Source organism: Streptomyces humidus (assembly GCF_014649655.1).
Classification (GTDB): Bacteria; Actinomycetota; Actinomycetes; order Streptomycetales; family Streptomycetaceae; genus Streptomyces; species Streptomyces humidus.
In genome coordinates this window covers 92,073-110,939 of record NZ_BMTL01000019.1, presented here as the reverse complement: position 1 = coordinate 110,939, position 18,867 = coordinate 92,073, and the positions used below count along the sequence as shown (strand labels likewise).

Below are 18,867 nucleotides of genomic sequence, written 5' to 3'. Positions count from 1 at the left end.
CCGGACTGCGAGAAGCGCCCGCCTCCCAGGAGTGGGAGCGGGCGCTTCGCCGTGTGCGCCGCCGCAGGCGCCGCACCCGTAGTGCGCGCACGTGGCGTGTCCGGTCGTGCGGCCGTCCCGGCTCAGGCGCGGGAGCGGTGCGCCAGGTAGGCCAGGGTGCCCAGCAGCAGCCGTGCCTCCGGCGGACGGGTGGCCGAGTCCAGCGCGGGCGGGCGCAGCCAGCGCGCCGGGCCGAGGCCGCCGCGGTCGGAGGGCGGGGCCGTGATGTGCGAGCCGGGGCCGAGACCGCGCAGGTCGAGGGCGGTCGGATCGTCCCAGCCCATGCGGTAGAGCAGGCCGGGCAGCTCCGCGGCGGCACCGGGGGCGACGAAGAACTGGGTGCGTCCCTGCGGGGTGGCGACGACCGGGCCGAGAGGCAGGCCCATGCGCTCCAGGCGGACCAGGGCGCGCCGGCCGGCGGACTCGGCGACGTCGATCACATCGAAGGCGCGCCCGACGGGCAGCATGATCGCAGCGCCCGGGAACTCCGACCAGGTCCTGCTCACGTCGTCGAGGGTGGCTCCGGCGGGGACCCGGGGAGCGAACTCCAGCGGGTGCGCGCCCGGGGAGCGGCAGTCGGGGCGCCCGCACGAGCAGACGCCCGCCGCGGCCCGCGCGCCCGGCACGGCGTCCCAGCCCCACAGTCCCGTGAATTCGGCGACGGCGATGCACTCGGATCCGCGACCTCGCCTGCGCACGCCGGATCGGATCTCGCGAATGCCGCCGATCGTGAAGCCCATGCCCCCTCCAACGGGTCCGACTGCCCCCTTCAACGGGGCCGCCGCGACAGTGGTTACGCAGTGGTCCCGAGTTGTGACTCTGTGTGGTTTCGCTTCCCGCGGGCCGGGTGTTCCAGGCAGCGCCCGGAAGCGCCCTCGGTGGTGTGCTCGGCCGCGCGCGCCCCTGAGTGCTTCGCTCCGCTCGCTCTCGGCCGTCCCGAGTCAAGTCAATCGCGTGCGGGCCACCGAGAGTTCATTCGAAGGGGTGGCGAATGGTGGCGTTTCCGGGATCGCCGTGGCTGAGGGCGTGATCGTAGGACTACGTTGAGTGTGCGGGTCATGGAGGCGCATGCGCTTGTGGGTATGCCGGAGGCAAGTCGCCCGTCCGTTCGCAGGGTGACAAGCGCCGTACGGCGGGCCGTATTTACCGGCATTCTGATAGGGCTTGGCGCACTCGGTGACAAGTGGTCTGAGGAATGGGGGCGTTCCAGTGAGCGGCAACGGCGGAAGCGGAACCAACGCTGCGGGCGCGGACAAGCGCCCGAACGAGCTGCTCACTTCGTGGTTCGCGCGCAGCGGCTGGTCGAAGGGCGAACTCGCGCGCCAAGTCAACCGCCGAGCACGGCAGTTGGGTGCCAGTCACATCTCCACGGACACCTCCCGGGTGCGCCGCTGGCTGGACGGCGAGAACCCCCGCGAGCCCATCCCCAGGATCCTGTCCGAGCTGTTCTCCGAACGGTTCGGCTGCGTCGTCTCCGTCGAGGATCTCGGACTGCGCGCCGCGCGCCAGGTGCCCTCCGTGACCGGCGTCGACCTGCCGTGGACGGCCCCGCAGACGGTGGCCCAGCTCAGCGAGTTCTCGCGCAGCGACCTGATGCTGGCCCGGCGCGGCTTCCTCGGGACCTCGCTCGCCCTGTGCGCGGGGCCGTCCCTCATCGAGCCCATGCAGCGCTGGCTGGTCCCCTCGCCGCCCGCCCAGCTCGCGGAACCGGACTCGATGCCGACCAGCCGGGCCCGCGGCCGGCTCTCCCGGCCCGAACTGGAGCTGCTGGAGTCCACCACCGTGATGTTCCGCCAGTGGGACGCCCAGTGCGGCGGCGGTCTGCGCCGCAAGGCGGTCGTCGGACAGCTGCACGAGGTGACCGACCTGCTCCAGGAACCCCAGCCCGAGGCCACCTCGAAGAAGCTGTTCAAGGTCGCCGCCGAACTGGCCGAGCTGGCCGGCTGGATGTCGTACGACGTGGGTCTGCAGCCCACCGCGCAGAAGTACTTCGTCCTCGCGCTGCACGCGGCCAAGGAGGCCGGTGACCGGCCGCTCGGCAGCTACGTGCTGTCCAGCATGAGCCGCCAGATGATCCACCTGGGCCGGCCCGAGGACGCGCTGGAACTGATCCACCTCGCGCAGTACGGCAGCCGGGACTGCGCCGGTCCGCGCACCCAGTCCATGCTGTATGCGATGGAGGCCCGCGCCTACGCCAACATGGGACAGCCCGGCCGGTGCAAGCGGGCCGTGCGGATGGCCGAGGACACCTTCGCCGAGGCCGACGAGTGGGACGAGCCCGACCCCGACTGGATCCGCTTCTTCTCCGAGGCCGAGCTGTACGGCGAGAACAGCCACTCCTTCCGCGACCTCGCCTATGTCGCCGGCCGCAGCCCCACGTACGCCTCGCTGGCCGAGCCCTTGATGCGCAGGGCCGTCGAGCTGTTCGCGGGCGACGACGACCACCAGCGGTCCTATGTGCTGAACCTGATCGGCATGGCCACGGTCCATCTCCTGCAGCGTGAGCCCGGGCAGAGCGCCGCCCTCGCCACCCAGGCCATGAAGGAGGCGACGAAGGTGCGCTCGGAGCGGGTCAACACGCGTATCCGGAAGACCGTCGACAGCGCTGTACGCGATTTCGGGGAGCTCTCCGAGGTCGTGGACCTCACCGAGCGGCTCACCGTCGAACTCCCGGAGACCGCCGAAGCGGTCTGACCCGCTCCGCATAACCTCAGAGCCCCGGCCGCGGCCGGCCCTCCCGAACAGCCCGACTCGGCTCCCCCGTGCCAGGTCATCGGAAGGCCGACCGCGGCCGGTTTCACTTCCTCCACCGAAGATTGCGCCACGATAACGATCCACTCGCCGGACATCAGGCAGTTCATCGAGGCGTAACGCGGCAGGTGTCTTCGTCACGGCGGCGAAACAACGAGGGGCTTCCACCGAAACGGCACTGCGCGAATCTCATGGCGCATAACCGGCCCACCCCTCACGAACCCGCTCTGGCTTCGCCCGCACGGGGCCGTACCTACGACGAGGAGACGCCGATGGCAGCAGCCATCACGCTTGCCGCGGAGGCACCCAAGCTGTCCTCCGCGAACACAGGCTTCATGCTCATCTGTTCCGCCCTGGTGCTGATCATGACCCCGGGCCTCGCCTTCTTCTACGGCGGCATGGTCCGCGTCAAGAGCACGCTGAACATGCTGATGATGAGCTTCATCAGCATGGGGATCGTCACCATCCTGTGGGTGCTGTACGGCTTCTCCCTCGCTTTCGGGACGGACTCCGGCAGTCTCATCGGATGGAACTCCGACTGGGTCGGCCTCAGCGACATCGGCCTGACGCAGCTGTGGGACGGCTACACCATCCCGATCTTCGTGTTCATGGTCTTCCAGATGATGTTCGCGATCATCACCCCCGCCCTGATCAGCGGCGCGCTCGCCGACCGCGTGAAGTTCTCCGCGTGGGCGCTGTTCGTCGCCCTGTGGGCCACGGTCGTCTACTTCCCGGTCGCGCACTGGGTCTGGGGCGCCGGCGGCTGGGCCTTCGAGCTGGGCGTCATCGACTTCGCGGGCGGTACGGCGGTGCACATCAACGCCGGCGCCGCGGCCCTCGGGGTGATCCTCGTGATCGGCAAGCGCATAGGGTTCAAGAAGGACCCGATGCGCCCGCACAGCCTGCCGCTGGTCATGCTCGGCGCCGGTCTGCTGTGGTTCGGCTGGTTCGGCTTCAACGCCGGCTCGTGGCTCGGCAACGACGACGGCGTCGGCGCGCTGATGTTCGTCAACACGCAGGTCGCCACCGCCGCCGCGATGCTGGCCTGGCTCGCCTACGAGAAGATCCGCCACGGCGCGTTCACCACGCTGGGCGCCGCCTCCGGCGCGGTCGCCGGTCTGGTCGCCATCACCCCCTCGGGCGGTGCGGTCTCCCCGCTCGGCGCGATCGCCGTCGGCGCCATCGCCGGTGTGCTCTGCGCCATGGCCGTCGGTCTGAAGTACAAGTTCGGCTACGACGACTCGCTCGACGTCGTCGGCGTCCACCTCGTCGGCGGTGTCGCCGGCTCCCTGCTGATCGGCTTCTTCGCCACCGGCAAGGGCCAGTCCGACGCGACCGGCGTCTTCTACGGCGACCACTCCTTCGACCAGCTGTGGAAGCAGTGCGCCGGCGTCTTCGCGGTCCTCGCCTACTCGCTGGTGGTCTCCGCGGTCCTCGCCTTCCTCCTCGACAAGACCATCGGCATGCGGGTCCCCGAGGACGACGAGGTGGCCGGTATCGACCAGGCCGAGCACGCCGAGACCGCATACGACTTCAGCGGGGCCGGCGGCGGCGCCGCCCGCACGACCGCCCTCCCGACCGCGGTCGCCGACGCGAGCAAGAAGGTGGACGCATGAAGCTCATCACCGCCGTCGTCAAGCCCCACCGGCTCGACGAGATCAAGGAAGCCCTGCAGGCCTTCGGCGTGCACGGTCTGACGGTCACCGAGGCCAGCGGCTACGGTCGTCAGCGGGGCCACACCGAGGTCTACCGTGGTGCCGAGTACACCGTCGACCTGGTGCCCAAGATCCGCATCGAGGTGCTGGCCGAGGACGACGACGCCGAGCAGCTGATCGACGTCATCGTCAAGGCGGCCCGCACCGGCAAGATCGGTGACGGCAAGGTCTGGTCCCTCCCGGTCGAGACGGCCGTACGGGTCCGCACCGGCGAGCGCGGCCCGGACGCGCTCTGACGGCAGAACAGAACAGGAGTCGCTGGGTGACGGGTACGAACGTGCACAAGGACGCAGAGGACTCAGGACCCAGCGGCTACGCGGCGGCCCGGCTGCGCCTCCTCACCGAGGGGGTGCGGTCCGGGCCGCCGCGCCGTGCGGCCCTCGCCGAACTGACCGACGAGTGGCTGGCGGGCCTTTTCGCCGCCGGCGCCGAGGACCTGAAGGGGGTGTCCCTGGTCGCCGTCGGCGGTTACGGCCGCGGAGAGCTGTCCCCGCGCAGCGACCTCGACCTGCTGCTGCTGCACGACGGCGCCGACGGCAAGGCGGTCGCGGCCCTCGCCGACCGCCTCTGGTACCCCGTCTGGGACCTGGGCCTCGCCCTCGACCACTCCGTCCGCACCCCGGCGGAGGCCCGCAGGACCGCCGGGGAGGACCTCAAGGTGCAGCTCGGCCTGCTGGACGCCCGCCACCTCGCCGGCGACCTCGGCCTGACCGCCGGGCTGCGGACGTCGGTCCTCGCCGACTGGCGCAACCAGGCGCCCAAACGGCTCCCCGAGCTCCAGGAACTCTGCGCCGAGCGCGCCGAACGCCAGGGGGAGCTGCAGTACCTGCTGGAGCCGGACCTGAAGGAGGCGCGGGGCGGCCTGCGGGACGCCACCGCGCTGCGCGCCGTCGCCGCCTCCTGGCTGGCGGACGCCCCCCGCGAGGGCCTCGACGACGCCCGCCGCCGGCTCCTCGACGTCCGCGACGCCCTCCACCTGGCCACCGGCCGCGCCACCGACCGGCTCGCCCTCCAGGAACAGGACCAGGTCGCCGCCGAGCTGGGCCTGCTGGACGCCGACACGCTGCTGCGGCAGGTGTACGAGGCGGCCCGCGTCATCTCGTACGCGAGCGACGTCACCTGGCGTGAGGTGGGCCGCGTGCTGCGGTCGCGCGCCGTCAGGCCGCGGCTGCGCGCCATGCTCGGCGGCGGAAAGCCGGTCGCCGAGCGGTCTCCGCTGGCCGAGGGCGTCGTCGAGCAGGACGGCGAAGTGGTGCTCGCCCGTGCCGCACGCCCCGAACGCGACCCCGTGCTCCCGCTGCGTGCCGCGGCCGCCGCCGCACAGGCCGGCCTCCCGCTCTCCCTGCACGCCGTACGGCGCCTCGCCGCGACCGTGCGCCCGCTGCCCACGCCCTGGCCCGCCGAGGCCCGCGAACAGCTGGTCACCCTGCTCGGCTCCGGCCGGCCCACCGTCGAGGTCTGGGAGGCGCTGGAGGCCGAGGGCCTGATCACACAGCTGCTGCCCGACTGGGAGCGGGTGCGCTGCCGGCCGCAGCGCAACGCCGTGCACATCTGGACCGTCGACCGGCACCTCATCGAGACCGCCGTGCGCGCCTCCGAGTTCACCCGCCGCGTCAGCCGCCCCGACCTCCTCCTGGTCGCCGCCCTGCTGCACGACATCGGCAAAGGCTGGCCCGGCGACCACTCCGTGGCGGGCGAGATCATCGCCAAGGACGTCGCCGCCCGCGTCGGCTTCGACCGGGCGGACGTGACGGTGCTGTCCTGCCTCGTCCGCCACCACCTGCTGCTGATCGAGACGGCCACCCGGCGCGACCTGGAGGACCCGGCCACCGTCCGCTCGGTCGCCGACGCGGTCGGTTCACAGAGCACCCTCGAGCTGCTGCACGCGCTGACCGAGGCGGACGCGCTCGCCACCGGGCCCGCCGCATGGTCCTCCTGGCGGGGTTCGCTCGTGGCGGACCTGGTCAAGCGGGTCGCGGCGGTCCTCGCCGGGGACGAGCCCGAGGAGCCCGCCGCCGCCGCGCCCACCGCCGAACAGGAGCGGCTCGCCATCGAGGCGATCGCGACCGGCAGTCCGGTGCTGTCCCTGCACGCGCAGACCGAGCCGCCCGCCGAGGACCGGCCCGCCGACGACCCCGAGCCGCTCGGGGTGGAGCTGCTCATCGCGGTGCCCGACCAGGCCGGCGTGCTGCCCGCGGTGGCCGGCGTGCTCGCCGTGCACCGGCTGACCGTCCGCACGGCCGAGCTGCGCGCCCTGGAGCTGCCGGCCGGGGTCGAGGGCTCCGTCCTGCTGCTGAACTGGCGGGTCGCCGCCGAGTACGGCTCCCTGCCCCAGGCCGCCCGGCTCCGCGCCGACCTCGTGCGCGCTCTCGACGGCTCGCTGGACATCGGCGGACGGCTCGCGGAACGGGACGCCGCCTACCCGCGCCGCCGGGGCGTGGTGGCGCCCCCCTCGCGGGTGACGGTGGCCTCCGCGGCCTCCCGCCACGCCACGGTGATCGAGGTGCGCGCCCAGGACGCGCCGGGCCTGCTGTTCCGGATCGGACAGGCCCTGGAGGACGAGGGACTGCACGTGCGCAGCATGCACGTCTCCACTCTCGGCGCGAACGCGGTGGACGCCTTCTACGTCACCGGAGCCGACGGCGCGCCCCTCCCCGCCGACGAGGCCGCCTCCGTCACCCGCAAGCTGGAGGAGACGCTGCGGGCGTGAGTCCGGCCGCGCGGGTCGTCCCCGTCCGCTGAACACAGACAGGCGGGGACGAATGTCTTGCGCGGCCGGATACCCTGGAAGACGCTCAGACTGCCCCCGACTCCGAGGACCGACGCCGCCGTGTTCGATACTCTCTCCGATCGCCTTTCAGCGACCTTCAAGAACTTGCGCGGCAAGGGGCGCCTGAGCGAAGCGGACATCGACGCCACGGCGCGCGAGATCCGCATCGCGCTCCTCGAGGCCGACGTCGCGCTGCCTGTCGTCCGCACGTTCATCAAGAACGTCAAGGAGCGGGCCCTCGGCGCCGAGGTCTCCAAGGCGCTGAACCCCGCCCAGCAGGTCCTGAAGATCGTCAACGACGAACTCGTCACGATCCTCGGCGGCGAGACCCGCCGGCTGCGTTTCGCCAAGCAGCCGCCCACCGTGATCATGCTCGCGGGTCTGCAGGGCGCCGGCAAGACCACCCTCGCGGGCAAGCTCGGCCGCTGGCTGAAGGAGCAGGGCCACTCGCCGCTGCTCGTCGCCTGCGACCTCCAGCGCCCCAACGCCGTCAACCAGCTCAGCGTCGTCGCCGACCGCGCCGGCGTGGCGGTGTACGCCCCGCAGCCGGGCAACGGCGTGGGCGACCCGGTGCAGGTCGCCAGGGACTCCGTCGAGTTCGCCAAGTCCAAGATCCACGACATCGTGATCGTGGACACCGCCGGCCGGCTCGGCATCGATGCCGAGCTGATGCGGCAGGCCGCGGACATCCGCGACGCCGTCTCGCCCGACGAGATCCTCTTCGTCGTCGACGCGATGATCGGTCAGGACGCGGTCAACACCGCCGAGGCCTTCCGCGACGGCGTCGGCTTCGACGGCGTGGTGCTCTCGAAGCTCGACGGCGACGCCCGCGGCGGCGCGGCCCTGTCGATCGCCTCGGTGACCGGCAAGCCGATCATGTTCGCGTCGAACGGCGAGAAGCTCGACGAGTTCGACGCCTTCCACCCTGACCGGATGGCCTCCCGCATCCTCGACATGGGTGACCTGCTCACCCTGATCGAGCAGGCGGAGAAGACGTTCAGCCAGGAAGAGGCCGAGAAGATGGCCTCCAAGCTGGCGTCCAAGAAGGGCCAGGACTTCACCCTGGACGACTTCCTGGCCCAGATGGAGCAGGTCAGGAAGATGGGCAGCATCTCCAAGCTGCTCGGCATGCTGCCCGGCATGGGCCAGATCAAGGACCAGATCGCCAACCTCGACGAGCGGGACGTCGACCGCACGGCCGCGATCATCAAGTCGATGACCCCGGGCGAGCGCCAGGACCCGACGATCATCAACGGCTCGCGCCGCGCTCGTATCGCCAAGGGTTCCGGCGTCGAGGTCAGCGCCGTGAAGGGCCTGGTCGAGCGGTTCTTCGAGGCCCGCAAGATGATGTCCCGCATGGCCCAGGGCGGCGGCATGCCCGGAATGCCGGGGATGCCGGGCATGGGTGGCGGCGCCGGGCGGACGAAGAAGCAGCCGAAGCAGGCCAAGGGCAAGCAGCGCTCCGGCAACCCGATGAAGCGCAAGCAGCAGGAGCTGGAGGCGGCGCAGCGGCGCGAGGCCCAGGCCCAGGGCGGCAACGCGCTCGGGCTGCCGCAGCAGGGCGCCAAGGACTTCGAGCTGCCGGACGAGTTCAAGAAGTTCATGGGCTGAGTCCCGACACCGCCGAGGGCGCTCTCCGAGCCGGAGGGCGCCCTCAGCGCATGCCGTGACCGGGGCTCTGTCGTAACGTCCAGATATGAGCAATGCCGCTCCGGCGCGCAAGACTCCGGAACAGCCATGGCGTACCGAGGGCACCCCGGACGACGGAACGCGCCCCCCGGACGGCAGGAGGATGCGCGGCCGCTGGTGGGGGCTGGCCGTCACCGCGGTGGTCGTCTTCCTGCTGGTGTACATCGGGCTGAACTACCTCGGCGGCGGAAACGAGCCGACGATCTCCTACACGGAGTTCAGCAGACAGGTCGACGCGGGCAACGTCGACAAGATCTACTCCAAGGGCGACGCCATCCAGGGCCGGCTCAAGAAGGCCCGCCAAGATCCCGAGGGCGGCGGCGAGTACACCACGTTCAGGACGCAGCGCCCGGCCTTCGCGGACGACGAGCTGTGGAAGAGCCTGGAGCGTCAGCACGTGACGGTGACCGCGCGGCCGGTCGTGCAGCAGCGCAGCCTGCTGTCCAACGTGCTGATCTCGCTGGCGCCGATCGTGCTGCTGGTGGCCCTGTGGATCTTCTTCGCCCGGCGCCTCGGCGGCGGCACGGGCGGCATGGGCGGCGGCATGCTCGGACGCAAGACGCCGCCCAGACCGGTGGGGCTGCGGCCCGGCGCCCGGCGCACCACGTTCGCCGACGTCGCCGGCATCGACGAGGTCAAGGGCGAGCTGGACGATGTCGTCGACTTCCTCGAACACCCCGAGCTGTACCGCCGGATGGGCGCGAAGATGCCCCGCGGCGTCCTGCTCGCCGGCTCGCCGGGCACCGGCAAGACCCTGCTGGCGCGCGCGGTGGCGGGCGAGGCCGGCGTGCCGTTCTTCTCCGCGTCGGCCTCCGAGTTCATCGAGATGATCGTCGGCGTCGGCGCGTCCCGGGTCCGTGAGCTGTTCGCCGAGGCCCGCAAGGTGGCGCCGTCGATCATCTTCATCGACGAGATCGACACCATCGGCCGGGCCCGCGGAGGCGGCGCCTCGGTGAGCGGTCACGACGAGCGCGAGCAGACCCTGAACCAGATCCTCACCGAGATGGACGGCTTCACGGGCTCCGAGGGCGTCATCGTCATCGCGGCGACCAACCGCGCCGACATCCTCGACCCGGCGCTGACCCGGCCCGGCCGTTTCGACCGGGTGGTCAGCGTCTCCCCGCCGGACCGCGCCGGACGCGAGGCGATCCTCGGCATCCACACCCGCGAGATCCCGCTCGCGCCCGATGTGGACCTGGCCCGGGTGGCCCGGACGACCCCCGGCATGACGGGAGCGGATCTGGCCAATCTCGCCAACGAGGCCGCGCTGCTCGCCGTGAAGCGCAAACAGGAGCAGGTGACCCGGGCAGACCTGTCCGAAGCGCTGGAGAAGGTCCAGCTCGGAGCCGAGCGCACGCTGGTCATGCCCGAGGAGGACCGCCGGCGCACCGCGTTCCACGAGAGCGGCCACGCCCTCCTCGGCATGCTGCAGCCCGGCGCCGACCCGGTCCGCAAGGTCACCATCGTGCCGCGCGGCCGCGCACTCGGGGTGACCATGTCGACGCCCGAGGTCGAGCGGTACGCCCTCTCCGAGGAGTATCTGCGCGGCCGGATCATCGGAGCCCTCGGCGGCATGGCGGCCGAGCACGTCGTCTACGGCGTCGTGACGACCGGCGCCGAGAACGACCTGGAGCAGGTCACCAACATCGCGCGCGGGATGGTCGCGCGGTGGGGCATGAGCGAACGGGTGGGCCGTCTCTCCGCCCTCCCCAGCGACGCCCAGCAGGCCTACGGCCTCGCCGCCGCCCCGGCGACCCTCGACGCCATCGACCACGAGATGCGGCGGATCGTCGACGACTGCTACGACGAGGCCTGCCGCAAACTCCGCGACCACCGGGGGCAGCTGGACGACCTGGCCCTGGCGCTGCTGGAACACGAGACGCTCGAGGAGGCGGACGCGTACCGGATCGCGGGCGTCACCAGGCTGACCAAGACCGACGAGGAGACCTGACGGGCGCGGCTCAGGCGGGCGCGGGGCACGGGTGCGTCAGGGATCCGGGGAGACGCACGCACGGGTGCGTCAGGGCGTGCGGGCGATCAGGTACTGGAAGACGTTGGGCATCCACACCGTCCCGTCCGACCGCCGGTACGGTTGCAGCGCCTCCGAGACCTCCTTGTCGACCTGCGCCTGGTCCGTAGCCGTCACCGCCGCGTCGAAAAGGCCCGTGGAGAGCAGCCCTCTGAGGGCGCTGTCCAGGTCGGCGTACCCGAACGGACAGGCCACCCGGCCCGATCCGTCCGGCCGCAGTCCGGCCCGCCGGGCGACGTCCTCCAGGTCGTCGCGGAGCCCCGGACGTAACCGGACCGTGCCGCGGTCCTGGTCCGCCAGCCTGGCCGCGACCCGGAGAACCGCCGTGGTGGCGCAGCGCTCGGGCGGACCCCAGCCCACCAGCACCACGGGCGCGCCGCGCCGGGCGAGCGGGGCCGCCGCCGCCAGCAGTGCGGTCAGCGCCTCCGTGTCGCCCGCCACCCGTCCGATCGGCTCGAAGGCCGTCACCACGGTGTACGCGGACGCCCGAGCGGCCGGCCCGTCCGTGGGCAGCCGGTCGACGAGCCGGACGTCCGCACGCGCGCGTGCGCCCCCGTTCTCCCGGAGCAGCCGCTCGCGGGCGAGGGCCAGCCGCGCGGGGGAGGAGGACTCGACGCCGGTGAGCGCCGCGCCCCTGGAGGCCGCCATCAGCAGGGCCAGCCCGGAGCCGCAGCCGAGGGACAGGAGCCGGGTGCCCGGCCCCACGTCCAGTCGCTCGTGGACGGCCTCGTAGAGCGGAACCAGCATCCGTTCCTGGATCTCGGACCAGTCACGCGCGCGTGCACCCAGATCCACGCGGGACGCCGGCCCCGCGTGAGGCGGGTGCTGTCGCACGAGCACAGGTGTCATGGAAAAGCGCCCCAATCCGCCGAGAGTCTGCCGCTTGTGAGTGTGCCGCTCGACTCGATCAGTCGGGCCCCCGTGCGGTGCCCTGGCACCGCTCCCGTATGCCAGGTAACTCCCCGTCTGCGGCCGCGTCCAGGGGTTGAGGAGCCCTGGTTGGGGACGGCATGTGCCGGTGGCGAGAATTCACATTCCGGCAACTCGGGGCGCTACCGTCGCGCCATGGCCGCGGCGCCCGTTCTCCCCTCGCGGGTGGACGGGGCACGGTGACCGGACGACGGGGGGGCGGGCCGGTGCCGGACGCCGGGGACGCTCCCGGTAACGTCGCGGTGCCCGCGCGCGCTTACTCAGACAGCGTCCCGTGTAGGTGACGGCGGCCGAAACGCCTCTTGCGCCCCGGCGGAACTTCCGCACCCCGGCGCGCGGACCCGGTCCACGCGCCCGGTCGTAGTGAGGACTACGCACCAGCTTGGTATGAGCTGCGAGGCTTCTCCGCAGATCAGCGCACCCGCCCTCGTCCGGACGCATGAGTGCCAACTGACGGGTACGTGCAAATTATTTGGGATGCCCCGGAATAGGAACACAGGGGCACCCCCGCTCGTTGTCATTACGTGAGCACGACACAGACACCACCAGTTCTCGCCGCAGAACTGGCAGAGGCGTGGGCCGACATTCAGCGGTACCACCCCGAGCTGCCGGATCTCGCCGCGCCAGAGTCCCTGATCGGGGAGTCGTCGTCCGCCTGCGGTCACGAGCTCTCCTTCGAGCGACTGCTTCATGAGGCAGTCCATGGCATCGCCGCCGCCCGAGGCGTCCGGGACACCTCCCGTGCCGGCCGCTACCACAACCGCAGATTCCTCGCGATCGCCGAGGAGCTGGGTCTTGACCATCCCGATGAGCCCCATCCCAGCAGCGGGTTCTCCCTGGTGACGCTCAACCCCGAGGCCAAGCGTCGCTACCGGCCCACCATCGAGCGCCTCCAGCGGGCCCTCAAGGCCCACACGGCGGCCACCTCGGCCGACACCGCCCGCACCTTCCGCGGCCCGGCGGCCCGGCACGGCTCCTCGGGCGGAGGCGTCCGGGTCAAGGCGGTCTGCGACTGCGGTCGCAACGTACGGGTCGTGCCCTCGGTCCTCGCCCAGGCGCCGATCGTCTGCGGGGGCTGCGGCAAACCGTTCCGGATCCCGGAGATCGCCGGCGCGGCGTAACCCGGGCGGCCCCGTACCGGCATCTCGTGGCTGCCGGTCGAAGGCCAGAAGGCACGGGTGGGCGCGGCCGGAGCCCCGTGGCGCCGGTCGCGCACCCGACGCGCGCCCGCGACGCCGGGCGCCGAAGCGGTGTGCCCCGTCGCCGGCGGCCCCTCGGCCCGAGGCGACCCGCGGGGTGTGGCACAATGGCTAGCTGTACTCGACAGTCGCACAGGACCCCTCTCTCCTCCGGCTGACGCGTCCATCGGGCACTCGGGTACCGCAACCCCACGCGGCAACTTCGCCGTGCCCAATCACGTCAAAACCAGGAGAACCCACTCCCGTGGCAGTCAAGATCAAGCTGAAGCGTCTGGGCAAGATCCGTTCGCCTCACTACCGCATCGTCGTCGCCGACTCCCGTACCCGTCGTGACGGTCGTGCGATCGAGGAGATCGGCAAGTACCAGCCGACGTACCACCCCTCGGTCATCGAGGTGGACGCCGACCGCGTGGCGTACTGGCTGGGTGTCGGCGCGCAGCCGACCGAGCCCGTCCTCGCCATCCTGAAGAAGACCGGCGACTGGCAGAAGTTCAAGGGCGAGCCCGCCCCGGCGCCGCTGCTCGTCGCCGAGCCGAAGAAGGCTCGCCCGCTGTTCGAGGCCCTCGGTGGCGACGACTCGGGCAAGGGTGAGGCGATCACCCAGAAGAAGAAGGCCGAGAAGAAGGACGAGGCCGCCGCCGAGTCCTCTGAGTCGACCGAGGCCTGAGCACCATGCTCGAAGAGGCGCTTGAGCACCTCGTGAAGGGCATCGTCGACAACCCCGATGATGTGCAGGTCGCCTCGCGCAACCTGCGCCGCGGGCGCGTGCTCGAGGTCCGGGTCCACCCGGACGACCTCGGCAAGGTGATCGGTCGCAACGGCCGCACCGCGCGCGCTCTGCGCACCGTCGTGGGCGCCATCGGCGGCCGGGGCGTCCGCGTCGACCTCGTCGACGTGGATCACGTCCGCTGACGCGTTTCGCAGCACCGGCTCGGGCCGGGGAGGGCCACTGGGCCGTCCCCGGCCCGTAGTCGTTCCGGCACTCGTGACCACCGGCATGACGCACTCGTCACCAGGCATGACAGGGCACGGAAGGGCGCGAGAGGGCATGACAGGCACGGCAGGCATGACAGGCACGACAGGAGATCTTGAGAAGTGCAGCTCGTAGTCGCACGGATCGGCCGCGCCCACGGCATCAAGGGCGAGGTCACCGTCGAGGTACGCACCGACGAGCCGGAGCTGCGGCTCGCGCCCGGCGCCGTCCTGTCCACGGACCCGGCCTCGACCGGCCCGCTGACCATCGAGACCGGCCGGGTGCACAGCGGCCGTCTCCTCCTGCGCTTCGAGGGCGTGCGCGACCGCAACGCGGCCGAGGCCCTGCGCAACACGCTCCTGATCGCCGAGGTCGATCCCGAGGAGCTGCCCGAGGAGGAGGACGAGTACTACGACCACCAGCTGATGGACCTGGACGTGGTCACCAAGGACGGCGAGGAGGTCGGCCGGATCACCGAGATCTCCCACCTCCCCTCCCAGGACCTCTTCATCGTCGAGCGGCCCGACGGCAGCGAGGTGATGATCCCGTTCGTCGAGTCGATCGTCACCGAGATCGATCTGGAGGAACAGCGTGCGGTCATCGACCCGCCGCCCGGTCTGATCGACGACCGCGCCGAGACCGTCTCCTCCCGCGACCCGGACGGGGACGGGTCCTGATGCGCCTCGACGTCGTCACGATCTTCCCCGAGTACCTCGACCCGCTGAACGTCTCCCTCGTGGGCAAGGCCCGCGCGCGTGGCCGGCTGGACGTGCGCGTGCACGATCTGCGGGAGTGGACCCACGACCGGCACAACACGGTCGACGACACCCCCTACGGCGGCGGACCGGGCATGGTCATGAAGACCGACCCCTGGGGCGACGCCCTCGACTCCGTCCTCGCCGACGGCTACGAGACGGGCGCGCACGCCCCGGCGATCGTCGTCCCGACGCCCAGCGGTCGCCCCTTCACCCAGGAACTGGCCGTCGAGCTCTCCGAGCGCCCCTGGCTGATCTTCACGCCGGCCCGCTACGAGGGCATCGACCGGCGGGTCGTCGACGAGTACGCCACCCGGGTCCCCGTCTACGAGGTCTCCATCGGCGACTACGTGCTGGCCGGCGGAGAGGCCGCCGTGCTGGTCGTCACCGAGGCGGTGGCCCGTCTGCTGCCCGGCGTGCTCGGCAACGCCGAGTCCCACCGCGACGACTCCTTCGCTCCCGGCGCCATGGCCAACCTGCTGGAAGGCCCCGTGTACACCAAGCCGCCCGCCTGGCGCGGCCGGGAGATCCCGGAGGTGCTGCTCAGCGGACACCACGGCAGGATCGCCCGCTGGCGACGCGACGAGGCGCTGCGCCGCACGACCGCCAACCGGCCCGACCTGATAGAGCGCTGCCCGCCGAAGGCCTTCGACAAGAAGGACCGCGAGATGCTCTCCATCCTGGGCTGGGCGCCCGACCCCGAGGGCGAGCCCTACGGGCGATTTTGGCGCAGGACCGAGGGCGTGGAAGAATAGGCCGCTGTTGTGCGCCGTCCGGTGTGCGCCCCTGCCGCAGGGGGACACGACGCCCGCCTCGACGGGCACACGGCACTCAATCCTCGAACATCTAGTTCCGTTGATGACCTGTGGCATCAGCGAAGAAAGCAGACGAAATGTCTCACCTGCTCGAATCTCTCGACGCCGCGTCGCTGCGCACCGACGTCCCGGCCTTCCGCCCGGGTGACACCGTCAACGTCCACGTCCGCGTCATCGAGGGCAACCGCTCCCGTGTGCAGCAGTTCAAGGGCGTCGTCATCCGCCGCCAGGGCGCCGGTGTCCGCGAGACCTTCACGGTCCGCAAGGTCTCCTTCTCGGTCGGCGTGGAGCGCACCTTCCCGGTGCACACCCCCATCGTCGAGAAGATCGAGCTCGTGACCCGCGGCGACGTGCGTCGCGCCAAGCTCTACTACCTCCGTGAGCTGCGCGGCAAGGCCGCGAAGATCAAGGAGAAGCGCGACAACTGAGCACCTTCCGGGGTTCACAGAGGGGCCGGATAGCATCTGGCCCCGATGGACACCGAAGCTCAGCCGGCGAAAGAGCGCGACCGCGCCTCCCGCCCTTCCGCCCCCGAGGACGTCTCCCAGGAGACCCCGGGGCCGGAGGGACCGGAGGACCGGTCGCGTTTCGCGTTCGCGGGCCGGATCGCCCAGCGGCTCCCGGGCGGCAGGGTCGGTCCGACCCTGCTGGCCTGCCTGGTGTTCCTGCTGGTCCTCAACGCATTCGTGGCACAGCCGTTCCAGATTCCCAGCGGATCCATGGAGAACGGATTGAGGATCGGAGACCGGGTTCTCGTAAATAAGTTGGCGTACCGTTTCGGTGCCGAGCCGCGGCGCGGCGACGTCGTCGTGTTCGACGGCACCGGGTACTTCGGGAACTCCGACTACGTCAAGCGCGTCGTGGGGGTAGGTGGAGACCACGTGGTCTGCTGCGACAAGGAGGGGAGGATCCAGGTGAACGGCCGGTCGGTCGACGAGTCGACCTTCCTGTATCCCGGCGACAGCCCGTCCACGGTCGACTTCGACGTGGTCGTGCCCGACGGCGCCCTGTTCGTCCTCGGCGACCATCGCAGCCGCTCCAGCGACTCGCGGGACCACCTCGGCTCACCGGGCGGCGGCATGATCCCCGTCGACGACGTGATCGGCCGCGCCGACTGGATCGTCTGGCCCTATGCGCATCTCACCCGGCTGTCCCGCCCCGGCGCCTACGCGCGCGTGCCCGCCGCGGAGGGCGCCCATGGGTAACCGCGGCAGGCCGCGCGGCGTGCCCGCGTCCCCGGCGGACAACCTGCTGCCCACGGGCTCGCGACGCACCTCCGGGCCGAGCAGCGGGCGCTCGCGCGCGGAGCGGCGCAAACTGCAGCGCAAGGTCAAGCGCAAGCGCAGGCGGTCGGCCGTCCGGGAGATCCCGCTGCTGGTCGGCGTCGCCGTCCTGATCGCCCTCGTCCTGAAGACGTTCCTCGTCCAGGCCTTCGTGATCCCGTCCGGCTCGATGGAGCAGACGATCCAGATCGGCGACCGCGTCCTGGTCGACAAGTTCACCCCGTGGTTCGGCTCCAGACCCGAGCGCGGGGACGTCGTCGTGTTCAAGGACCCCGGGGGCTGGCTCAACGACGAGCAGCCCACCGCGAAGAAGAAGGACCCGGTGGTCGTCAAGCAGGTCAAGGAAGGGCTCACCTTCATCGGTCTGCTGCCGTCCGACAACGAGAAGGACCTCATCAAGCGGGTCGTCGGAGTGGGCGGCGACCGCGTCGTGTGCTGCGACACCCAGGGGCGGGTGACCGTCAACGGCGCTCCCCTGGAGGAGGGGTCGTATCTGTATCCCGGCAACGCGCCCTCCAACACCCCGTTCGACATCACCGTCCCCCAGGGCCGACTCTGGGTGATGGGCGACCACCGGGCCAACTCGGCCGACTCCCGGTTCCACATGAACACCGACTACCGCGGCACCGTCTCGGAGGACGAGGTGGTGGGCCGGGCCATGGTCATCGCCTGGCCGCTGGGTCACTGGGTGCATCTCAAGGAACCGCAAACTTTCTCCTCCGTGACCGGCTCGGCTCCTGCGGCGACCGCGGCCGCCCGGCTGTCGCATAGTGTTGCTCCCGGCGATCCGAACGGATCGGTCCGACAACTCCCGAGCCCTGCGGAACTCCCGCTCGTTATGGGAGTGGTGGGCCTGCGTCGTATGTGGGGCAGGCAGCGGCACAGAGTGAGGAGTTGGCGTGGGGGATGTGGCGGTTGGCGCACGGTCCGGGCACGACGGCGAGGATCACCGCGGACACCCCGTGGAGGCCGCCGACCGGGCGCCGGACGACGGCGTGACCTCCGGGAGTGACCCTGCGGCGGGAGGCGACGGCCCGCCGCCGGGCGAGCCGCCCCGGACCGGCGGCGAGGGATCCGGCGGCCCGGCGCCGAAAGCGAAGAAGCCCCGCTCCTTCTGGAAGGAGCTGCCGATCCTGATCGGCATCGCGCTCGTCCTGGCGCTGTTGATCAAGACGTTCCTGGTGCAGGCGTTCTCCATCCCGTCCGCGTCGATGGAGAACACCCTGAGGATCGGCGACCGGGTTCTCGTGGACAAGCTGACCCCGTGGTTCGGCTCCGAGCCGGAGCGCGGCGAGGTCGTCGTCTTCCACGACCCCGACGACTGGCTGGCAGGCGAGAACCCGGCCGAGCCGAACGCGTTCCAGACCGTCCTCAGCTGGATCGGCCTGATGCCGTCCGCGGAGGAGAAGGACCTGATCAAGCGGGTCATCGGCGTCGGCGGCGACACGGTTTCCTGCAAGGGCACGGGCCCGCTCACGGTCAACGGCAAGGCGCTGAACGAGCCGTACGTCTACCCCGGCAACACCCCGTGCAGCCAGGACGACCAGGGCGGCCAGTTCACCGTGAAGGTCCCCAAGGGCTTCGTCTGGGTGATGGGCGATCACCGGCAGAACTCGCGCGACTCGCGCTACAACCAGTCGGACAGGAACCACGGCATGGTGCCCGTCGACCAGGTCGTCGGACGCGCCATCGTCAAGGCCTGGCCGATCAGCCACTGGGGCACGCTGCCGGTGCCGGACACCTTCGACCAGACCGGCCTGAACGACCGGTCGGCGGCCTCCGCGGCGCTGACGGTCGCTCCGCAGGGCCTCGCCCTGGTCGGCGCCGTGCCGGTCGTCCTGTGGCGTCGTCGGCGTGCCCAGGACGCCGAGACCCGCTGACCTGACCCTCTCCGCCGTGCGACCCCCTTCCCGAGCCTG

17 protein-coding genes are annotated in these 18,867 nt (G+C 71.3%); 15 read left to right on the top strand and 2 right to left on the bottom strand.

The annotated features are described in order from the left end of the window. Positions 1–122: 122 nt before the first annotated feature. A complete protein-coding gene (locus IE239_RS22565; protein WP_190151185.1) occupies positions 123–779 on the bottom strand; it encodes a bifunctional DNA primase/polymerase in 657 nt (218 codons plus the stop codon). Between the two features lie 469 nt (positions 780–1,248). On the opposite strand from IE239_RS22565, the gene nsdA reads away from it, so the two are divergent. The 6 genes from nsdA to ftsH all read left to right on the top strand — a co-directional run bounded on the left by nsdA (position 1,249) and on the right by ftsH (position 10,915). Beyond that, positions 1,249–2,733 carry a transcriptional repressor NsdA gene (gene nsdA / locus IE239_RS22560; RefSeq protein ID WP_190151184.1) on the top strand — a complete coding sequence of 495 codons (1,485 nt, stop codon included), beginning with the start codon at positions 1,249–1,251 and terminating at the stop codon, positions 2,731–2,733. Positions 2,734–3,062: 329 nt separating this feature from the next. Further along, complete coding sequence (locus tag IE239_RS22555) at positions 3,063–4,406, top strand: ammonium transporter (RefSeq protein WP_190151183.1); 1,344 nt, start codon at positions 3,063–3,065, stop codon at positions 4,404–4,406. Beyond that, positions 4,403–4,741, top strand: a complete 339-nt coding sequence (locus tag IE239_RS22550) for a P-II family nitrogen regulator (protein WP_003997576.1) — start codon at positions 4,403–4,405, stop codon at positions 4,739–4,741. Before IE239_RS22555 ends, IE239_RS22550 begins: the two co-directional genes overlap by 4 nt. Before the next feature lie 26 nt (positions 4,742–4,767). Continuing rightward, positions 4,768–7,215 (top strand): [protein-PII] uridylyltransferase, encoded by a 2,448-nt coding sequence (locus tag IE239_RS22545; RefSeq protein ID WP_190151182.1) that lies wholly within the window; start codon positions 4,768–4,770, stop codon positions 7,213–7,215. A gap of 120 nt (positions 7,216–7,335) precedes the next feature. After that, positions 7,336–8,886: a signal recognition particle protein gene (gene ffh, locus IE239_RS22540; RefSeq protein WP_190151181.1), complete on the top strand. Its 1,551-nt coding sequence runs from the start codon at positions 7,336–7,338 to the stop codon at positions 8,884–8,886. Between the two features lie 85 nt (positions 8,887–8,971). Further along, positions 8,972–10,915: an ATP-dependent zinc metalloprotease FtsH gene (ftsH, locus tag IE239_RS22535; RefSeq protein WP_190151180.1), complete on the top strand. Its 1,944-nt coding sequence runs from the start codon at positions 8,972–8,974 to the stop codon at positions 10,913–10,915. A gap of 69 nt (positions 10,916–10,984) precedes the next feature. Here the strand turns inward: ftsH and IE239_RS22530 are convergent, their stop codons facing one another. Next, positions 10,985–11,842 (bottom strand): SAM-dependent methyltransferase, encoded by an 858-nt coding sequence (locus IE239_RS22530; protein WP_190151179.1) that lies wholly within the window; start codon positions 11,840–11,842, stop codon positions 10,985–10,987. Positions 11,843–12,447: 605 nt separating this feature from the next. Here IE239_RS22530 and IE239_RS22525 point away from each other — a divergent pair. The 9 genes from IE239_RS22525 (at position 12,448) to lepB (IE239_RS22485) (ending at position 18,828) form a co-directional block, all read left to right on the top strand. Beyond that, positions 12,448–13,044, top strand: a complete 597-nt coding sequence (locus IE239_RS22525; RefSeq protein ID WP_190151178.1) for a hypothetical protein — start codon at positions 12,448–12,450, stop codon at positions 13,042–13,044. A gap of 322 nt (positions 13,045–13,366) precedes the next feature. Further along, positions 13,367–13,789 carry a 30S ribosomal protein S16 gene (gene rpsP / locus IE239_RS22520; protein ID WP_190151177.1) on the top strand — a complete coding sequence of 141 codons (423 nt, stop codon included), beginning with the start codon at positions 13,367–13,369 and terminating at the stop codon, positions 13,787–13,789. A gap of 5 nt (positions 13,790–13,794) precedes the next feature. Beyond that, positions 13,795–14,034: an RNA-binding protein gene (locus IE239_RS22515; RefSeq protein WP_003973401.1), complete on the top strand. Its 240-nt coding sequence runs from the start codon at positions 13,795–13,797 to the stop codon at positions 14,032–14,034. Positions 14,035–14,217: 183 nt separating this feature from the next. Further along, positions 14,218–14,772 (top strand): ribosome maturation factor RimM, encoded by a 555-nt coding sequence (gene rimM, locus IE239_RS22510; RefSeq protein WP_190151176.1) that lies wholly within the window; start codon positions 14,218–14,220, stop codon positions 14,770–14,772. Next, positions 14,772–15,605 carry a tRNA (guanosine(37)-N1)-methyltransferase TrmD gene (trmD, locus tag IE239_RS22505; protein ID WP_190151175.1) on the top strand — a complete coding sequence of 278 codons (834 nt, stop codon included), beginning with the start codon at positions 14,772–14,774 and terminating at the stop codon, positions 15,603–15,605. Before rimM ends, trmD begins: the two co-directional genes overlap by 1 nt. A gap of 137 nt (positions 15,606–15,742) precedes the next feature. Next, the gene (gene rplS / locus IE239_RS22500) at positions 15,743–16,093 is read left to right on the top strand and encodes a 50S ribosomal protein L19 (RefSeq protein WP_190151174.1); all 351 of its coding nucleotides are present in this window, start codon (positions 15,743–15,745) and stop codon (positions 16,091–16,093) included. 45 nt (positions 16,094–16,138) lie between these two features. Next, the gene (gene lepB / locus IE239_RS22495) at positions 16,139–16,870 is read left to right on the top strand and encodes a signal peptidase I (protein ID WP_190151173.1); all 732 of its coding nucleotides are present in this window, start codon (positions 16,139–16,141) and stop codon (positions 16,868–16,870) included. Then, positions 16,863–17,960, top strand: coding sequence for a signal peptidase I (lepB, locus tag IE239_RS22490; RefSeq protein WP_190151172.1), 1,098 nt, complete (start codon positions 16,863–16,865; stop codon positions 17,958–17,960). The genes lepB (IE239_RS22495) and lepB (IE239_RS22490) overlap by 8 nt, the downstream gene beginning before the upstream one ends. After that, on the top strand, positions 17,848–18,828 hold the full coding sequence (gene lepB / locus IE239_RS22485) for a signal peptidase I (protein ID WP_190151171.1): 981 nt from the start codon (positions 17,848–17,850) through the stop codon (positions 18,826–18,828). The genes lepB (IE239_RS22490) and lepB (IE239_RS22485) overlap by 113 nt, the downstream gene beginning before the upstream one ends. The last annotated feature ends 39 nt before the right edge of the window (positions 18,829–18,867 follow it).